This window comes from Paenibacillus sp. BJ-4, from assembly GCF_020404765.1.
In the GTDB taxonomy this organism is placed as follows: domain Bacteria; phylum Bacillota; class Bacilli; order Paenibacillales; family Paenibacillaceae; genus Paenibacillus.
Map to the genome: position 1 here is coordinate 173,441 of NZ_JAIVEM010000006.1, position 15,985 is coordinate 189,425.

21 protein-coding genes are annotated in these 15,985 nt (G+C 46.8%); all 21 read left to right on the plus strand.

The window, feature by feature from the left end; genetic code table 11:
* Nucleotides 1–85: 85 nt before the first annotated feature.
* The 21 genes from flgB (at nt 86) to fliQ (ending at nt 15,985) form a co-directional block, all read left to right on the plus strand.
* Nucleotides 86–493, plus strand: coding sequence for a flagellar basal body rod protein FlgB (gene flgB, locus LCF57_RS02640; protein ID WP_225999327.1), 408 nt, complete (start codon nt 86–88; stop codon nt 491–493).
* 6 nt (nt 494–499) lie between these two features.
* Nucleotides 500–952, plus strand: a complete 453-nt coding sequence (gene flgC, locus LCF57_RS02645; RefSeq protein WP_152381334.1) for a flagellar basal body rod protein FlgC — start codon at nt 500–502, stop codon at nt 950–952.
* A gap of 39 nt (nt 953–991) precedes the next feature.
* The gene (gene fliE, locus LCF57_RS02650; protein WP_025718474.1) at nt 992–1,306 is read left to right on the plus strand and encodes a flagellar hook-basal body complex protein FliE; all 315 of its coding nucleotides are present in this window, start codon (nt 992–994) and stop codon (nt 1,304–1,306) included.
* Between the two features lie 35 nt (nt 1,307–1,341).
* Complete coding sequence (fliF, locus tag LCF57_RS02655) at nt 1,342–2,925, plus strand: flagellar basal-body MS-ring/collar protein FliF (protein WP_225999328.1); 1,584 nt, start codon at nt 1,342–1,344, stop codon at nt 2,923–2,925.
* A gap of 11 nt (nt 2,926–2,936) precedes the next feature.
* Entirely contained in the window at nt 2,937–3,953 is a 1,017-nt protein-coding gene (fliG, locus tag LCF57_RS02660; protein WP_025718476.1) for a flagellar motor switch protein FliG, read from the plus strand.
* Nucleotides 3,946–4,782 (plus strand): FliH/SctL family protein, encoded by an 837-nt coding sequence (locus LCF57_RS02665; RefSeq protein ID WP_225999329.1) that lies wholly within the window; start codon nt 3,946–3,948, stop codon nt 4,780–4,782. The genes fliG and LCF57_RS02665 overlap by 8 nt, the downstream gene beginning before the upstream one ends.
* A complete protein-coding gene (gene fliI / locus LCF57_RS02670; protein ID WP_152381337.1) occupies nt 4,769–6,088 on the plus strand; it encodes a flagellar protein export ATPase FliI in 1,320 nt (439 codons plus the stop codon). The genes LCF57_RS02665 and fliI overlap by 14 nt, the downstream gene beginning before the upstream one ends.
* A gap of 10 nt (nt 6,089–6,098) precedes the next feature.
* Complete coding sequence (fliJ, locus tag LCF57_RS02675) at nt 6,099–6,542, plus strand: flagellar export protein FliJ (protein WP_025718480.1); 444 nt, start codon at nt 6,099–6,101, stop codon at nt 6,540–6,542.
* 47 nt (nt 6,543–6,589) lie between these two features.
* The gene (locus tag LCF57_RS02680) at nt 6,590–7,585 is read left to right on the plus strand and encodes a magnesium transporter MgtE N-terminal domain-containing protein (protein WP_225999330.1); all 996 of its coding nucleotides are present in this window, start codon (nt 6,590–6,592) and stop codon (nt 7,583–7,585) included.
* Between the two features lie 26 nt (nt 7,586–7,611).
* On the plus strand, nt 7,612–9,069 hold the full coding sequence (locus LCF57_RS02685) for a flagellar hook-length control protein FliK (protein ID WP_225999331.1): 1,458 nt from the start codon (nt 7,612–7,614) through the stop codon (nt 9,067–9,069).
* A gap of 19 nt (nt 9,070–9,088) precedes the next feature.
* Entirely contained in the window at nt 9,089–9,622 is a 534-nt protein-coding gene (locus tag LCF57_RS02690) for a flagellar hook capping FlgD N-terminal domain-containing protein (protein ID WP_225999332.1), read from the plus strand.
* The gene (locus LCF57_RS02695; RefSeq protein WP_225999333.1) at nt 9,619–9,999 is read left to right on the plus strand and encodes a TIGR02530 family flagellar biosynthesis protein; all 381 of its coding nucleotides are present in this window, start codon (nt 9,619–9,621) and stop codon (nt 9,997–9,999) included. The genes LCF57_RS02690 and LCF57_RS02695 overlap by 4 nt, the downstream gene beginning before the upstream one ends.
* 104 nt (nt 10,000–10,103) lie before the next feature.
* Entirely contained in the window at nt 10,104–10,913 is an 810-nt protein-coding gene (gene flgG / locus LCF57_RS02700) for a flagellar basal body rod protein FlgG (protein WP_225999334.1), read from the plus strand.
* A 60-nt stretch (nt 10,914–10,973) separates the two neighbouring features.
* A complete protein-coding gene (locus tag LCF57_RS02705) occupies nt 10,974–11,198 on the plus strand; it encodes a flagellar FlbD family protein (protein WP_014281086.1) in 225 nt (74 codons plus the stop codon).
* The gene (locus LCF57_RS02710; RefSeq protein ID WP_025718486.1) at nt 11,195–11,668 is read left to right on the plus strand and encodes a flagellar basal body-associated FliL family protein; all 474 of its coding nucleotides are present in this window, start codon (nt 11,195–11,197) and stop codon (nt 11,666–11,668) included. Before LCF57_RS02705 ends, LCF57_RS02710 begins: the two co-directional genes overlap by 4 nt.
* Before the next feature lie 42 nt (nt 11,669–11,710).
* Entirely contained in the window at nt 11,711–12,709 is a 999-nt protein-coding gene (gene fliM, locus LCF57_RS02715) for a flagellar motor switch protein FliM (protein WP_225999335.1), read from the plus strand.
* Complete coding sequence (fliY, locus tag LCF57_RS02720) at nt 12,699–13,985, plus strand: flagellar motor switch phosphatase FliY (RefSeq protein WP_225999554.1); 1,287 nt, start codon at nt 12,699–12,701, stop codon at nt 13,983–13,985. The genes fliM and fliY overlap by 11 nt, the downstream gene beginning before the upstream one ends.
* A gap of 29 nt (nt 13,986–14,014) precedes the next feature.
* The gene (locus LCF57_RS02725; RefSeq protein ID WP_010346372.1) at nt 14,015–14,380 is read left to right on the plus strand and encodes a response regulator; all 366 of its coding nucleotides are present in this window, start codon (nt 14,015–14,017) and stop codon (nt 14,378–14,380) included.
* 12 nt (nt 14,381–14,392) lie between these two features.
* A complete protein-coding gene (locus LCF57_RS02730) occupies nt 14,393–14,926 on the plus strand; it encodes a flagellar biosynthetic protein FliO (RefSeq protein WP_025719811.1) in 534 nt (177 codons plus the stop codon).
* Nucleotides 14,923–15,678: a flagellar type III secretion system pore protein FliP gene (gene fliP, locus LCF57_RS02735; protein WP_025719813.1), complete on the plus strand. Its 756-nt coding sequence runs from the start codon at nt 14,923–14,925 to the stop codon at nt 15,676–15,678. The genes LCF57_RS02730 and fliP overlap by 4 nt, the downstream gene beginning before the upstream one ends.
* Nucleotides 15,679–15,715: 37 nt before the next feature.
* Nucleotides 15,716–15,985, plus strand: a complete 270-nt coding sequence (fliQ, locus tag LCF57_RS02740) for a flagellar biosynthesis protein FliQ (protein ID WP_007430038.1) — start codon at nt 15,716–15,718, stop codon at nt 15,983–15,985.

Consider the following 15,985-nt stretch of genomic DNA (forward strand, 5'->3'; position numbering starts at 1 on the left):
TATGAAATTTAATTGTCGAAAAAAAGTGAAAAATCTTGTTTTATTGAATCTTACTTTGGAGTAGACGTTGGAAGGGAGGAGCTAAATGAATCTGCTGGGTGATGTGAGCTTTCAAAAGCTTCAGGCAGGTGTACAGGCGGCAAATACGAGACAACGTGTGATAGCCGACAACATTTCCAATGCGGATACCCCGTATTTCAAGCGTTCGGAGGTTTCATTTGAAGAACTGCTTCAGCAGCAAACGGACGGTAATGTAACACCACTGCGTGGAAAAGTTACCAATGCAAGACATTTTCAGATAGGACCTGTGAACTCCATTCCGGATGCCACGGTCACCAGAGATGGGTACTCAGTCATGAATAATAATATGAACAACGTAGATATCGACAGAGAAATGAGTCTTATGGCTGAAAATCAACTAAGATATAATACCTACATCCAGGAAATTTCTGAACGTATCAAAATGATGAGAACAGCGGTGGAAGGGAGATAGGACTAGGTGAAGATTAACAACGGCTTTGATATTAGCGCATCTGCACTTACGGCCCAACGCCTGCGGATGGATGTTATATCAAGTAACATCGCCAACGCAGAGACAACTCGGGCCAAGGTGGAGAATGGACAAGCAATTCCATATCGGAGAAAAACGGTTGTTTTGGAGCCGAACCAATCTGGCTTTGCCGATGTTTTGAAGGCTCAAATGGAAGGAAACAGCACAGGTGCTGCTGGCGTTAAGGTTGCGCAAATTCAGGAAGATCAGTCGCCTTTAAAGCCTGTGTATAATCCGGGTCACCCGGACGCTGATAAAGATGGCTATGTATATATGCCAAATGTAGACATTATGAAAGAAATGGTTGACATGATTTCCGCAACACGCTCGTACGAAGCCAATGTAACAGCTCTGAATGCATCAAAAGCGATGGTTTCCAAAGCGCTTGAAATCGGTCGCTAAGTACCAGGACTACTAACTATTGAATAGGGAGAGTAAAGCATGATTCAAAACGCCATGTTTAATGTACAGACACCGGTAATACAGCAGATTCAATCGCCTAACAATGAGTTGACGAAAGCGACGCCTTCCGAATCCATAAAAGATTTTGGTTCCTTTCTAAAGGATGCTCTCAATGAAGTGGGGCAGCAGGAAGCCGCTACACACCAGATGTCCGACCAATTCATGGCAGGCAAAGTTGATGTGGATCAAGTCATGATCACTTCCCAGCAAGCGCTGCTTTCCCTGCAGCTTACTACACAGGTCCGAAACAAAGCGATTGAAGCCTATCAGGAGATCATGCGTACACAGATGTAAAGAGGGTCTAGCAAAGTTTCGGATGGGGTGACGGAGTGAACGAGAGAATCGCCCAATATCGGGATAAAATTTCCGGGTATTGGAATAATTTTAGCAAAAAACAGAAGATACTACTTGTTTCGACATTAGCATTCATCATTATTGCAATTGTAGTGCTAACGATGCAGTTTACCAAAACTGAGTATGAAGTGGCTTTCCGGGACTTAAATGCAAACGATGCTGCCGGAGTCATTAAATATCTCGATTCGGCGGGTATACCGTATCAGCTCAACGCTGGTGGGACGCAAATCTCAGTCCCGACCGCAAATGCGGATAAGGCAAAGGTAGACGTTGGGTCTCAAGGCCTAATTCAAAAGGGTTCAATCGGCATGAGCACTTTTGACCAGTCTTCCTCGGCAATTGGCATGACGGAAAACGAGTTCAATGTGAAGTATAACAACGCATTGAATGGTGAAGTACAGCAGCTGTTGGAACGGATGGATGGTGTCCAAAGCTCCAAGGTTGTCATTAATATGCCGAAGGAAAATATTTTTGCCGGACTTGAAGAGAAGGATAAAGCTTCTGCTTCAGTGCAAATGGAGTTCGAACCTGGCTTTACGCCAAATCAACAAGCTATTGATGGATACTTTAATCTGGTGAAAACGGCTGTGCCGAATTTGCCAGTGGAGAACATTACGATCACCAATAAAGAATATGAGTTGATTCCAACAGCCAAGGGCGGCCAAGGAGGACTCACGAGTGGTGTTCAGGAAAACATGGCTCTACAGAAGAAGTTTGAGAGCGATGTAAGGAGTAATGTTCAACAATTTTTGTCGAAAATTGTTGGGGAAGACAAAGTCAATGTACTGGTCATGTCCCAGCTGAATTTCGACAAAGTAACATCCAAGGAACAAATGGTCACACCTGTTGACCAAGAGAAAATGAAGGGCATTGAAATCAGTGCTCAACAAATTCAGGAAAGCTATACGGGCAGCAGTGGACAAACCGGAGGAGTTGCAGGAACAGGAACGCAGGATGTTCCTGGCTACCCTGGAGGAGCCAATTCCGGCAACACTAGCTCAGATAAGAGCTCAAGTACAATTAACTACGAAGTTAACCGAATTGCGAAGGATATTATCCAAAGTCCGTACGTTGTAAAAGATTTAACCATTAATGTAGCGGTTGAACCACCAACAGGACAACAAACGTTGGATACTGCAACCCAGACAGCAATTCAAAATATTTTGGTTAATATTGTAAGAGCGTCGTTGGCGAATTCCGGTACTACCTTTACAGACGCTGATTTGGCCAAAAAGGTTTCAGTTTTCTCTCAAACTGTCCCGGCGCCAGCCAGCACCAACACATTCTTCTCGGCTTCCAATCCTTGGATATGGGGTATCGGAGCTGCAGTTCTGGCATTGTTGGCGGGTGTAATCTTCCTGATCGTGCGCGGTCGTCGTAAACAGGAAGACGATCTGGAGGAAGATTTGGAACTCATGCCAACACCGACGGAGTTCCCGTCCATTACCATGGAAAGTGTGACAAATGAAAGTCAAGTGCGTAAACAGCTTGAAAGTCTGGCGAAAAAGAAACCCGACGAATTCGTCAATCTGCTTCGTACATGGCTGGCTGACGAATAGAGGTGAGTTCATTGGCAAAGGCAAGCAGTCAAGGTTTAACAGGAAGACAGAAAGCGGCTATTCTTCTGATCACAATGGGGCCAGAAGTATCTGCCCAAATATTCAAACATTTGCGTGATGAGGAGATCGAGCAACTTACATTGGAAATTGCCAATGTGCGGAAGGTCGATGCCATTGAAAAAGACTCCATTATGGCCGAGTTTCATCAAATTTGTCTGGCTCAGGAGTACATTTCCCAAGGCGGTATCAATTACGCGAAAGAAATATTGGAAAAAGCACTCGGATCGCAAAAAGCGGTTGAAGTCATTAACCGTCTGACGGCCACATTACAGGTGAGACCATTTGATTTTGCCCGCAAGGCTGATCCGAACCAGATTTTGAATTTTATACAAAATGAAAATCCACAAACGATTGCTCTCGTGCTTTCGTACTTGCAATTCGAACAGGCAGCGGCGATTCTGTCGTCTCTGCCACAGGAAAAGCAAGCAGATGTGGCCCGGCGTGTCGCTGTCATGGACAGCACATCTCCGGAAGTTATTTCACAAGTAGAACGTGTGCTGGAGCAAAAGCTGTCAGCAACCGCAACGCAGGACTACACGAATGCAGGCGGTATCGAGTCCATAGTTCAGATTTTGAATGGCGTAGACCGAGGAACCGAACGTACAATTCTCGACTCGCTAGAGATTCAGGACCCTGAACTGGCCGAGGAAATCAAGAAAAGAATGTTCGTATTCGAGGATATCGTCAATGTGGACAACCGTTCCATTCAACGTATTATCCGCGATATCGACAACTCGGATTTGCAGTTGGCGCTTAAAGTATCCAGTGAAGAAGTACGCGATGTGATTTTCCGAAATATGTCGAAACGTATGGCAGAGACCTTCAAAGAGGAAATGGAGTACATGGGACCGGTGCGGCTGCGTGATGTGGAAGAAGCACAAACACGTATCGTATCGACGATCCGCAGATTGGAAGAGGCCGGTGAGATTATAATCGCACGCGGCGGAGGAGATGACATCATTGTCTAACTTGATCAAATCTTTCCAATATGTGCCTGTAGAGGCTTTGAAAACGATTGACGTGGCACATACGTATGCGCCAGAAACGACGGATGAAGAAGTCACAACGGAATATATGGAGCCGGAGCCTCAAAGAGATCATGAGGCTGAACGGCTCCGGGATGAAATGCTGAAAGATGCCAAAGATTTTGCCGAACGCCAGGTTCGTGAGGCAGCTGAAGAAGCAGAACGGATACTTCAGGAAGCACAGCAGCAGATTGAAGACTGGTGGCAGGAACGACGTGAAAATGACGATCAGTTAACCCAGTCGTTAAAAGCCGACGGATTCCAGCAAGGCTATGAAGAAGGTCAGAAGCTGGCTGAGGCCGAGCTCCAGACAAAATCGGAGCAAATGATGGAAGAAGCACAGGAAATTCTGCGTCAGGCCTATGAGATTAAAGAGCAACTAATTCAGGAAGCTGAGCCGTTTTTGGTCGAACTGAGTAGTGCTATTGCTGAAAAAGTCATTGAAAAGCAGCTTAGTATTGAGCCGGAATATACGATTGAGCTAATTCGCAAAAATTTGGCTCGCAAGCGGGAAAAAGGAACAATCACGTTGTGTGTGTCACCTCAGCATTTCGCATTTGTGCAAGGCGCGCGCGAAGAACTGTCATTAACTATTGATTCGCAGGCAGAACTGCAAATTATTCCTGATGGTACTGTGAAAGATCGCGGTTGTGTCATCCGCTCTTCCTTTGGAAGCGTGGATGCAAGGATTGATACGCAATTAGCGGAGATTAAAAAAGAACTATTGCGTCTGGCACATGAGAATGAGGAGCGAAGACATGAAGGGGCTTAATGCGCAGCGCTACATGGATCATTTGCGACAGCTGGACCCGGTTCGGGTAAACGGTAAGGTCACACAGGTTATCGGTTTGATGGTGGAATCAGAAGGTCCAGACGCCAGCATCGGGGATGTTTGTTACATTTATCCGGGTAAAACGGCCAAGCCGCTGCAAGCGGAGGTTGTCGGCTTCAGAGACAACAAGGTGCTTCTGATGCCGCTGGGAGAACTGCAATCCATTGGTCCGGGTTGTGATGTCGTAGGAACTGGGAAACCACTCAACGTGCAGGTAGGATCAGAGCTGCTAGGCAAAGTACTGGACGGTTTGGGTCAGCCCTTGGATGGCTCGTTGATCCCCTCGAGAATGGCGAGATATTCGACCTTCAATATTCCTTCCAATCCTCTGAATCGTCCGCGTGTGCAGGAACCGATCAGTATCGGAGTGCGGGCTATCGATGGATTGCTAACCATTGGTAAAGGGCAACGGGTTGGTATTTTTGCAGGATCTGGCGTAGGCAAGAGTACCCTCATGGGCATGATTGCACGTAATACCGAAGCCGATGTCAACGTAATTGCGCTGATCGGAGAACGTGGACGCGAGGTGCTGGACTTTATCGAACGGGATTTAGGCCCAGAGGGGCTCGAACGTTCTGTAGTCATTGTGGCCACTTCCGACCAACCTGCGTTGATTCGCATTAAGGGTGCACTCATCGCGACGACGATCGCAGAGTACTTTCGGGATCGCGGGTTGAACGTCATGCTGATGATGGACTCCGTTACCCGGTATGCCATGGCTCAGCGTGAAGTAGGACTGGCCATAGGGGAGCCGCCGGCAATGAGAGGATACACTCCTTCCGTGTTTGCTAGTTTGCCAAAGCTGCTGGAACGTGCAGGAACGGGGCCTACTGGCTCCATAACTGCCTTCTATACAGTGCTGGTCGATGGTGACGACATGAACGAGCCCATCGCGGATGCGGTGCGCGGAATTTTGGATGGTCACATTGTATTGAACCGGGGGATTGCGAACAAAGGGCATTTTCCCGCAATTGATGTGTTAGCGAGCATTAGTCGGGTCATGAAGGACATCTCACCGCGTGATCAGATCGAAGCTGCCGAGAACATTAAGCGCTTGATGGCCATTTACAAGGATTCGGAGGACCTGATCAATATCGGGGCCTATCAGCAGGGGTCAAATGCAGAAATTGACGAATCCTTGGAGCGCATACGGGATATATGGGACTTTACAAGACAAAGAACAGATGAAAAGACTGAGCTGGACGAGGTACGGGAACGTTTGATTTCTGAATTTACGAGGAGATGAAGGTTGAACGATGAGATTTCAGTATTCCTTTCAGAAAGTTGTAGACTTGAAAACGAACGAAAAGTCACAGGCCGAATGGATGCTTTCCAATGCTGTTGGACAATTGCAGGCTGAAGAGCAGACATTGTTACAGCTTGTTGGCGAAAGGAATCGGGTCATATCAGCCATTCTAAAGGCTGCCGAGGAATGTGCGCCACTCTCTACCATTCAGGAATTACAAGCTTATGTTAATCATCTGGACCAATGTATTACACGCAAGCATAAAGACGTTCAATATGCGCAGCAAAATGTGCAAAGCAAACAAACCGTTTTGACCGATAAAATGCTGGATGAACAGGTTTGGCTGAAAGCGAGAGAGAAGGCCAACGTGAAATTCCAACAGGAAATGCTCCTGCGCGAGCAGAACGAGCTGGATGAAATGGCTTCCGTGCGATTTGCCATGAAAGCCCGGTAAGCGGAAAGTCATAGGATACGCATATCAGCTGCCTGAGGAGGAAGACGATGGCACAGAAGTTAGCAGAAAATGAACTGGATATGGATTTAGAAAAAGAATCAGGCGGGGGATTTGAACGGTTTATGTTTTTCCTGATCCCGATTGTTTTCACAATCGTTCTGGTCGGGGTCCTGCTTACACTGTTCAATATGGATTTCAGAAGCGAAATGATTTCATTGGGGAACAAGATTCCAATCGTAAAAAATTGGCTTCCTGAATCGAAAGATAAGACTGCTCAGACGAAAGAGGCAGATCAGAAGGCCCAGTCTGAAAGTTCTGAAGCAACCATTCAGCAGTTAAAGGAAGATTTGGCCAAACAGACAGAGGAGCTTAAAAAGGCATCCGCTGCCAAAACGGCCCAGGATAAAAAGGTTACAGAGCTACAGAATCAAGTCAATACGATGCAAACGCAACAATCACAACAGTCGCAGACCGGTCAACAGGGACAGACAGGTACGCAAGCCGCAGGCACTACTGCTAGCGGAACAGCGAATGAAGATCCATATGTAAAGCAGGCGAAGGATCTTGCTTCCATGTATGAAGGAATGACAGCAAGCAAGGCAGCACCGATTATGGAAAACCTGACTACGGAAGAAACTGTACAACTGTTAAGCTACATGGATCCTGCAAACAGTGCGAAAATCCTGCAAAAGATGGATGCCAAAAAGGCAGCCGATATTACCATGGCACTGAAAAATGTAACGCCATCTACGGATTTGTCAGTAGCTGCGTTGCAGTCCCGTCTGAAAAAGGATCAAGGTAGCACAGCGGGGACGACAAGTAAAAGCTTGCAAAGCACGCAAATCAGCAGCACATTTGCTTCCATGGACAAGAAAAGCGGTGCTGAACTTATTTTACAAACTTACAAAATCAGTCCGGACAAGGCACTAAACATATTAAATACAGTAGATGATTCAACACGTGCTTCTTTACTGCAAAATATGTCTGCCAAGGATGCGGGCCAAACCGCAAAAATTTTGAACAAGCTGATGGGCAGCAAGTAATGTCAATGAAGGGAGGTGAAAAATAAATGACCCTTATTTCTCAAAGCGTATCTCTTGCTTCCAGTCAGACAGCGAGTGGCACGACGTCAGCATCAACAACGAATACAGCAGCTGCAGGAGCGACAAACGGTGCTTTTAATCAAACACTTACGCAAATGATGACAGGCGGGCAAACGGGCTCAGCTGGGACTGATGCTAACGGTTCTCCATTAGTTATGGTACTTCCACTTATTGCGGCTGGAGAATCTGCGGAAGCTCCAACCGAGCCGCTTGTCGAAACATTGGCTCCTTTGCTGCAAAAACTTGCTAAGTTGGATGATCAGGTAGCTGCTGATCCTGCTCTGCTTGCAGCTCTGCAATCGTGGATTCAGCAAGTTCAGCAGTTTTTGCAAGGCGGCGGAACAAATCAACAGACAGATGGTGGAGAATCGACAGAGCCAGCAGGCTTAACAGCTTTGGCAGCTAATCCGGCTACTCTTCAATTTGCATTGCAGGACGCTTTGTCACAGCTTGCTAATGTAGCAGAACAGGCTTCGGGAGAACAGAGGTCCCAGGTGACACAGCTGCTACAATCGCTTCAAAGCGTGACGGCTGGTACAGGAACTATTTCCGATGAGCAGTGGAGTGGTGTGATGAAGGCTGTGGAACTTGCTGATGGTGGAGATTCACAAGCGGCTCAACCTCCTGCAAATCGGACTAATGGTACTCAGACATTAACTACAGCTTCTACAGACAAACAGGTTGTTGCTCCTGAGCAGCAAGCGAGTCAAGGTGGAACAAGTCAACAAGGCTCAGAAGGACAGCGTTCATCAACTAATCTTCATGTTCAAGCTGCAGTTAAAGCGACTGCAACGGATGAAGCCAGTACAATCGTAGACGCAACTGAGCAAGTGGATCCGGCAGCAACTGACAATCAGACTCCAGTGATCACGACTGCAGGACAGCTTTCGGTACAGACACAAGGAACAACCCCTTCGGCTCCGGCTCAACCCGTGGTACATGTACGGCAATTTGCCAAGGAAATGACTGAATTTGTAGTGCAGAAGCTTGATATTGTAAAGCATTCCGGCGTGACGGAAGCGACGATCATGCTTCGTCCAGATCATCTCGGTCAGCTGGAAGTTAAGCTGACGATGCAGAACGGTCATCTGGTTGCCCAGTTCATGACCGAGCATAGCGGAGCGAAAGATTTGCTGGAACAGCAAATGTCGCAACTACGTGCCAGCTTGCAAAGCCAAGGTATCCAGGTGGATAAGGTGGAAGTAACACATAATGAATCACTTTCCTCCCATATGTATCAGGATGGCCGCGGCTCTAGTGCTAATCAACAACAGCAATCCAACCAGCGTTCCAAAGCTCAAGGCAGAGAAGAGAACGAGGACGCATTGAAGGTAGCCGAAATGGCAGAAGAGCTGCGCAGTTGGACAGCTGAACAACGCGCAGATGAGGTGAATCGGGCAGGTTCCTTTACAGCGCAAGCGTAATGATGGAGGTGAGAACACAATGACGACTACAGACAACAATGTATCCACCAGTAACGTCTGGCCGAATTACAATGTCAATAATGTCAAAACAGCAAGTGCCAAGGATACCAAAACGATGGGGAAGGATCAATTTTTAAAAATTTTGATCACTCAGCTGCAAAATCAGGACCCGATGCAGCCTTTGGAGGATAAAGAATTTATCGCTCAAATGGCCCAGTTTTCTTCGGTGGAGCAACTGATGAACATTTCTACGCAGTTGAATGCATTGGGACAGTCTTTGGGTACAGCCTCCGGATTGATAGGTAAGGAAGTCAGCTGGATTGAGGCAGGTAAAAAAGATCCTCTGACGGGTGAAACAGCTGCAGGTACAACGAAAAGTGGAATCGTAGATTCCATCGTTATTCGCGACGGTGTGCAGTATGCCAAAATGGGAGCGTCCGAGGTAGCATTAAAAGATGTTACATCGGTAAGCCAGGCTAACTCAACGGCTCCCGCAACAGAAACGTCAGATACTACACCATCTTCCTCTACTGGAAGCGGTGAGAACTCATGAATGACAGGATAACGGTTGGACGTCTTTTTCCAGCCAACGTTCCTCCAGCAGCGATACCGCAAAACCGAACAAATTCAGTGCCGAAGGATGCAAAACCATTCGATCAGGTGCTGCAGGAACAGGTTCTGAAGCTGAGCAACCATGCAGCCAAGCGGTTGGAGCAGCGAGGAATAGAGTTGAGAAGTGACCAGATGGCAAAGATTAACTCAGCTGTCGATAAAGCAGCTGCCAAAGGTGCTAAGGAATCATTGATTTTAATGCAGGATATGGCTTTGATTGTAAGTGTGCCTAATCGAACTGTTGTTACCGCGATGGACAAGCAATCCATGGAGGATAACGTATTTACGCAAATAGATAGTGCCGTAATTATTTCATAAAAAATGTACACGAAGTGGCTGGCCCGAATAGGAAAGCCATGAAAAAGCCGCGGATCGACTGATGCGGTCAACTAAGCAACCAATCAGAGGAGGATTTATACTCAATGTTGAGATCAATGTATTCAGGTGTATCGGGCATGAAGGGCTTTCAAACGAAGCTGGACGTTATCGGTAACAACATTGCCAACGTAAATACTACAGGCTTTAAGTCCAGCCGGGTGATGTTCAAAGACATTTTGAGCCAGACAAGTTCAGGAGCAAGCGCACCAGACGCAACAACAACTGCAGGACAAAATGCCAAGCAGGTAGGTTTGGGAGTATCAGTTAGCTCCATTGATACATTACATCTTCCAGGTAGCGCAATGACCACTAATAATCCGACAGATATGCGGATTAACGGTGACGGATTTTTCTTGGTCAAAATGAATGATGCGCAGGAAGTCCCTTACCTGACTCGTGCGGGTGACTTCCACGTGGATGCGAACCGAAATCTGGTGACCTCCGATGGATTTTTCGTAACAGACACAGGCGGAACTCCAATTACACTTGCTGACAATGTTGCTTCGTTCTCTGTTCAACAGGACGGTACGATTGTACAGCAATTACAAGACGGAACAGTTGATAATGGCACACAAATCGGATTAGCCAGAGTCACGAACCCAGAAGGCTTAGAAAAAATCGGAGGAAGCTTGTACCGTACAACAGTGAACTCCAACATTGATGCTATAGAGCCAGGAGTAGCGAACGCTGATGGCTTGGGAGCTATCATCTCTGGTCAGCTGGAGATGTCCAACGTTGATCTGACCGGCGAATTTACCGAAATGATCGTAGCGCAGCGTGGCTTCCAGGCGAACTCACGTATCATTACGACTTCGGATGAAGTGCTTCAGGAAGTTGTAAACTTGAAACGATAATCTCATTTAAACGCGGAGGAGTAGAGGCTCCTCCGCACCTATCAGGAGGTTGGTGTTACGATGATCCCGTTGACGCGGCTGAACGGCTCGCCTATGTGGCTTAATGCGCTGCTCATTGAGACTGTGGAGGAAACGCCGGATACATACGTCACTTTGGTGACGGGGAAACGGTTGATTGTATTGGAAAAAGCGGCAGATGTCGTCTCCTTAATTAAGGGTTACAGCCGTGAAATCGGCATCCATGCCGCCACGATAAAAGTGCAACAAATGGAGGAAGACGAATGAAGAAGATGCTGCCATGGCTCATTACAATTTTACTCGCGATTACTTTGATTGCAGGCGCGGCCTTTGTACTTGTACCAGCGCTTAGCGGGAAGAAGTCGGAAGTCACTCCGAATGCGCAAGCTGCTCAAGCAGAACAGCTTCCAAGATTATCAGCAGATGAACTGGTAGAAGTGAGTTCTGAAATTACCGGCATCAAAACAAATTTAGCGGACGCCGATTACATTGTACAGATGAATCTTTCTTTCCAATTGAACGATGCCAAAGCAAAAGAAGCTTTTGAAAAAATCAAAGACATTAGTATTAAGCCTATCGTTATTCAATTACTTGCAGACACCAAACCTGATGAGCTCAGAACGGCTAAAGGCCGTAGCCAATTCAGTGACAGGCTGACGGATCTCATCAACAAGTCGCTCCCTGAAGGTCACCTGGGGAACGCCAAAATTACAGACTTTTTGCTGGCATCCATTTGATTCCAGGTGAACTTGTCAGGACACGTAAGGGGGTGAATAACATTGGTGGATGTACTGTCACAAGGGGAAATTGATGCCCTTTTAGCAGCTCTTTCGTCCGGTGAAATGGATGCGGAAGAACTTAAAAAGGAAGATACCCAAAAGAAAGTTCGCGCTTATGATTTTAAAAGGGCGCTTCGTTTTTCCAAGGATCATATACGGAGTCTGACGCGGATACACGAAAATTTTGCGCGGTATCTGACCACTTATTTTTCAGCACAGCTCCGTACATTTGTCCAAATTAATGTCGTTCAGGTGGAGCAGCTTCCTTATGATGAATTCATTCGCTCCATTCCGAAAATGACCATTCTGAACATTTTTGAAGCTGAACCACTGGAAGGCCGAATGGTGCTTGAGGTTCACCCGAATGTAGCTTATGCCATGTTGGACAGGCTTCTCGGAGGAACAGGCTCGGCACCGTCCAAGGTTACCGCGTTGACAGAAATCGAGACGACAATCATGGAGCGGATTTTCAGTCGTACCTTTGACAGCCTGCAAGAGGCCTGGAAAACGGTACTGGACATTGAACCGCGTCTGGAGGCGATGGAAACCAATCCACAGTTTATGCAGATTGTTTCGCCGAATGAAACGATTGCTCTGATTTCGCTCAGCACCAAAATTGGTGATACCACGGGGATGATTAACCTCTGTATCCCGCATGTGGTATTGGAGCCCATTATGGCCAGACTGTCCACGCACCAGTGGTTTACATCCGAAAAGAAATCAAGGGCGCCTGAAGAGATTGACGCCTTGAGATTACGGGTCACCAAAGCAGAACTTCCTATTATTGCTGAGTTAGGTGAATCCCGGATAAATGTGGCTGAGTTTCTTGGCCTTTCGGTAGGGGATGTCATTTCATTGAACAAACCTGTTAAGGAAGGACTGTCCATCCGGATAGGCGAGAAATTGAAGTTTATGGGAAGTCCCGGCATGGTAAGAGATCGTGTTGCCGTACAAATTGATGAAATTGTCAACGAAGGAGTTGAAGAAATTGACGAGTAAAGACTATTTGTCCCAGGAGGAAATTGATGCCTTGCTGAAACAGTCTGAAGCGGGGACGGATTCTACTCCCGCCAACAAGACCGTTGACGATTTTCTGACTCCTCTGGAGCAGGATGCTCTTGGGGAAATCGGTAATATAACGTTCGGTAGCGCAGCGACGGCTCTTTCCACACTGCTCGGTCAAAAGGTGGATATTACGACACCAAAGGTTTCAATTATTACCCGTTCTGAATTTGAAACGGCATTTCCAAAGCCGCACGTAGCAGTACATGTGAATTACGTCGATGGATTTGAAGGTATTAACTCGCTCGTAATCAAGAAGCGCGATGCGCAGGTTATTGCGGACTTAATGCTTGGTGGTGAAGGAAACCCGGCAGATGAAGAATTAAACGAAATTCATATCAGTGCCGTGCAGGAAGCGATGAACCAGATGATGGGCTCGTCAGCAACCTCGATGTCTACCATGTTTAACCGTTTTGTAAATATCTCTCCACCGGGGATTGATATTTTAGACCCGATGCATGGAGATGGAGTATCCAGCTTGCCAGATGAAGAGACACTTATTACAGTATCCTTCCGTTTATTGATTGGGGAACTTATTGACTCTACACTGATGCAGCTGTTACCTGTAAACTTCGCCAAAAAGATGGTAAGCATCCTGATGAATGGCGGAGAGGACGACGAGCAGCCGCCAGCCTCAGCACAGCAAGCAGCTGCAGCAGCGGCTGCAGAAGTGCCGCAACAAGCTCAGGCTCCGCAGCAGCCGCCAGTAGCCGCTCAGACGCCGCAAAATACAGGTTACGGACAGCAGCCGCCGACATATCCTCAAGACCCGGGATATGGACAGCCAGGGACTCCAGGCTATGGATCACCGGGTTATGGAATGCCAGCTGGTGTACCACCGCAAGCTCCTTATGGGACACCTCATCACTATGGTGCAATACCGGGACGTAATGTAAATGTGCAGCCTGTACAATTTTCTAACTTGCAGTCTGGTGCATTTGCGCAAGTGGATGAAAACAATTTAAATTTATTGATGGACATTCCCCTTAGAGTCACCGTAGAATTAGGAAGGACCCAAAAGCAAATTAAAGATATTCTGGAGCTCTCACAAGGTTCAATTATTGAACTGGACAAACTTGCCGGGGAGCCGGTCGACATCCTAGTTAACAACAAACTGATTGCTAAGGGCGAGGTTGTCGTGATTGACGAGAACTTTGGCGTGCGTGTAACAGATATTGTAAGCCAATGGGACCGTATTCAAAAATTACAATAATAGCATAATTTAGGGAGGATTTATTTCAGATGGCAAACCGTATTTTGATCGTGGACGATGCTGCATTTATGAGAATGATGATTCGGGACATCCTGTCCAAAAATGGATTTGAAGTAGTAGGAGAGGCCCAGGACGGATCACAGGCGATTGAGAAATTTAAGGAGCTTCGTCCGGACCTGATTACGATGGATATTACGATGCCCGAAATGGACGGCATTGCCGCTCTGAAGGAAATCAAACAAATTGATGCCAACGCAAAGGTTATTATGTGTTCTGCGATGGGACAACAGGCGATGGTTATTGATGCTATTCAAGCTGGCGCAAAAGATTTTATCGTTAAGCCTTTCCAATCGGATCGGGTTATCGAAGCCATTAACAAAACACTGGGTGTCTAAGGCGCACCCGGTATGGATACAAAACAGGGTGCCTCTGACGCATTGAGTACATCCAGCAATATAGGCAACATCGCCTGGGTCCTTTTCGTGCTAATCTTGATCATCGTACTGATCGTGTACTTGATACGGTTTTTGAGTAAAAGAAATCAGAGCTGGTTCAGCAACCGCTCCGTTCGCATACTGGGAGGCGTGGGGCTGGGCCCCAATAAATCCCTTCAGCTTGTTGAAGTTGGTAGCAGTGTGTACCTCATTGGTGTGGGAGAAGATATCCGGCTTGTTGACAAAGTATCCGATCCTGAAGAAGTGGAGCAAATTTTGGCCGCACTGGAGCAGGAAGCTTCTCTGCAGCGCGGCCCAATTGCCCCGCTGTTCGCTAAAATTGCGGATAAGCTTCGCCGGAACAACGCGGCACAGCAGCAGTCTGAAGAAGAAACATCGTTTCACGAGATGTTTGAATCCAAGCTTCGGCAGATGCCGAATCGCAAGGAAAAACTTGAAAAGCTGCGCAATGAGGAGAATACTACAGATCGGTCGGGAGATTCATGAGAAAAAAGATTATACTAGCATGTTTGCTGCTTGTCTTGTTTAGCTTCATTTCGGTGACGGCGGCCTCTGCAGAACCGATTCCGAACATTGATATTCAAGTCGGCAATTCGGACAAAGGACAGCCCGGTGCCACCTCGCTGTCTATTATTTTACTTATAACGGTCATTAGTGTAGCGCCAGCATTACTTGTGCTTATGACAAGTTTTACACGAATTGTGATTGTGCTTGGCTTTGTGCGAACCTCGCTGGGAACACAGCAGATGCCACCCAATCAGGTGCTTGTCGGACTGGCTTTGTTTCTCACTTTATTCATTATGGCACCAACGTTTTCGGCGATGAACGAAACTGCGCTTCAGCCTTATCTCAAGGGGGATATAACACAGTCTCAGGCTCTGGACAAGGCATCGGTACCGATCAAGACTTTTATGTTCTCTCATACACGTGAGAAGGATTTACTGCTTTTTATGAAATACACCAAGATGGAAAAGCCAAAAAATTATCAGGAAATTCCATTAACGGTGATGGTTCCGGCTTATGCAATCAGCGAGTTGAAAACGGCATTTCAGATGGGGTTTATGATTTTCATACCATTTTTAGTGATAGACATTGTAGTGTCGAGTACACTCATGGCTATGGGGATGATGATGCTACCACCGGTAATGATTTCACTTCCTTTTAAAATACTGCTGTTTGTGCTTGTAGATGGTTGGTATTTGGTCGTCAAATCATTGCTTCTAAGTTTTAACACATGAATATTTCCTGCAAGGACAGCAATCAAGGAGGACGGCAATGACTTCGGAGTTTATTATTTCCCTGGCTGGACAAGCGGTGTACATTGTACTCAAGGTGAGCGCTCCGATGCTGATTTTGGGGCTAGTCGTGGGTTTGATTATCAGCATTTTTCAGGCGACAACCCAAATTCAGGAGCAGACACTGGCCTTTGTTCCGAAGATTGTCGCCGTATTGCTGGCGTTGCTTTTGTTCGGACCCTGGATATTGACCACTTTAGTGGACTTTACGTATAACATTCTGGACAATTTGTACAAATATATAGGTTAG

What these genes read in the sequence shown, in the direction of transcription:
- flgB (WP_225999327.1), top strand. Translation starts at nt 86, where the DNA reads ATGAATCTGCTGGGTGATGTGAGCTTTCAAAAGCTTCAGGCAGGTGTA.
- fliE (WP_025718474.1), top strand. Translation starts at nt 992, where the DNA reads ATGATTCAAAACGCCATGTTTAATGTACAGACACCGGTAATACAGCAG.
- fliI (WP_152381337.1), top strand. Translation starts at nt 4,769, where the DNA reads ATGAAGGGGCTTAATGCGCAGCGCTACATGGATCATTTGCGACAGCTG.
- fliJ (WP_025718480.1), top strand. Translation starts at nt 6,099, where the DNA reads ATGAGATTTCAGTATTCCTTTCAGAAAGTTGTAGACTTGAAAACGAAC.
- LCF57_RS02680 (WP_225999330.1), top strand. Translation starts at nt 6,590, where the DNA reads ATGGCACAGAAGTTAGCAGAAAATGAACTGGATATGGATTTAGAAAAA.
- LCF57_RS02685 (WP_225999331.1), top strand. Translation starts at nt 7,612, where the DNA reads ATGACCCTTATTTCTCAAAGCGTATCTCTTGCTTCCAGTCAGACAGCG.
- LCF57_RS02690 (WP_225999332.1), top strand. Translation starts at nt 9,089, where the DNA reads ATGACGACTACAGACAACAATGTATCCACCAGTAACGTCTGGCCGAAT.
- LCF57_RS02695 (WP_225999333.1), top strand. Translation starts at nt 9,619, where the DNA reads ATGAATGACAGGATAACGGTTGGACGTCTTTTTCCAGCCAACGTTCCT.
- flgG (WP_225999334.1), top strand. Translation starts at nt 10,104, where the DNA reads ATGTTGAGATCAATGTATTCAGGTGTATCGGGCATGAAGGGCTTTCAA.
- LCF57_RS02705 (WP_014281086.1), top strand. Translation starts at nt 10,974, where the DNA reads ATGATCCCGTTGACGCGGCTGAACGGCTCGCCTATGTGGCTTAATGCG.
- LCF57_RS02710 (WP_025718486.1), top strand. Translation starts at nt 11,195, where the DNA reads ATGAAGAAGATGCTGCCATGGCTCATTACAATTTTACTCGCGATTACT.
- LCF57_RS02725 (WP_010346372.1), top strand. Translation starts at nt 14,015, where the DNA reads ATGGCAAACCGTATTTTGATCGTGGACGATGCTGCATTTATGAGAATG.
- LCF57_RS02730 (WP_025719811.1), top strand. Translation starts at nt 14,393, where the DNA reads ATGGATACAAAACAGGGTGCCTCTGACGCATTGAGTACATCCAGCAAT.
- fliP (WP_025719813.1), top strand. Translation starts at nt 14,923, where the DNA reads ATGAGAAAAAAGATTATACTAGCATGTTTGCTGCTTGTCTTGTTTAGC.
- fliQ (WP_007430038.1), top strand. Translation starts at nt 15,716, where the DNA reads ATGACTTCGGAGTTTATTATTTCCCTGGCTGGACAAGCGGTGTACATT.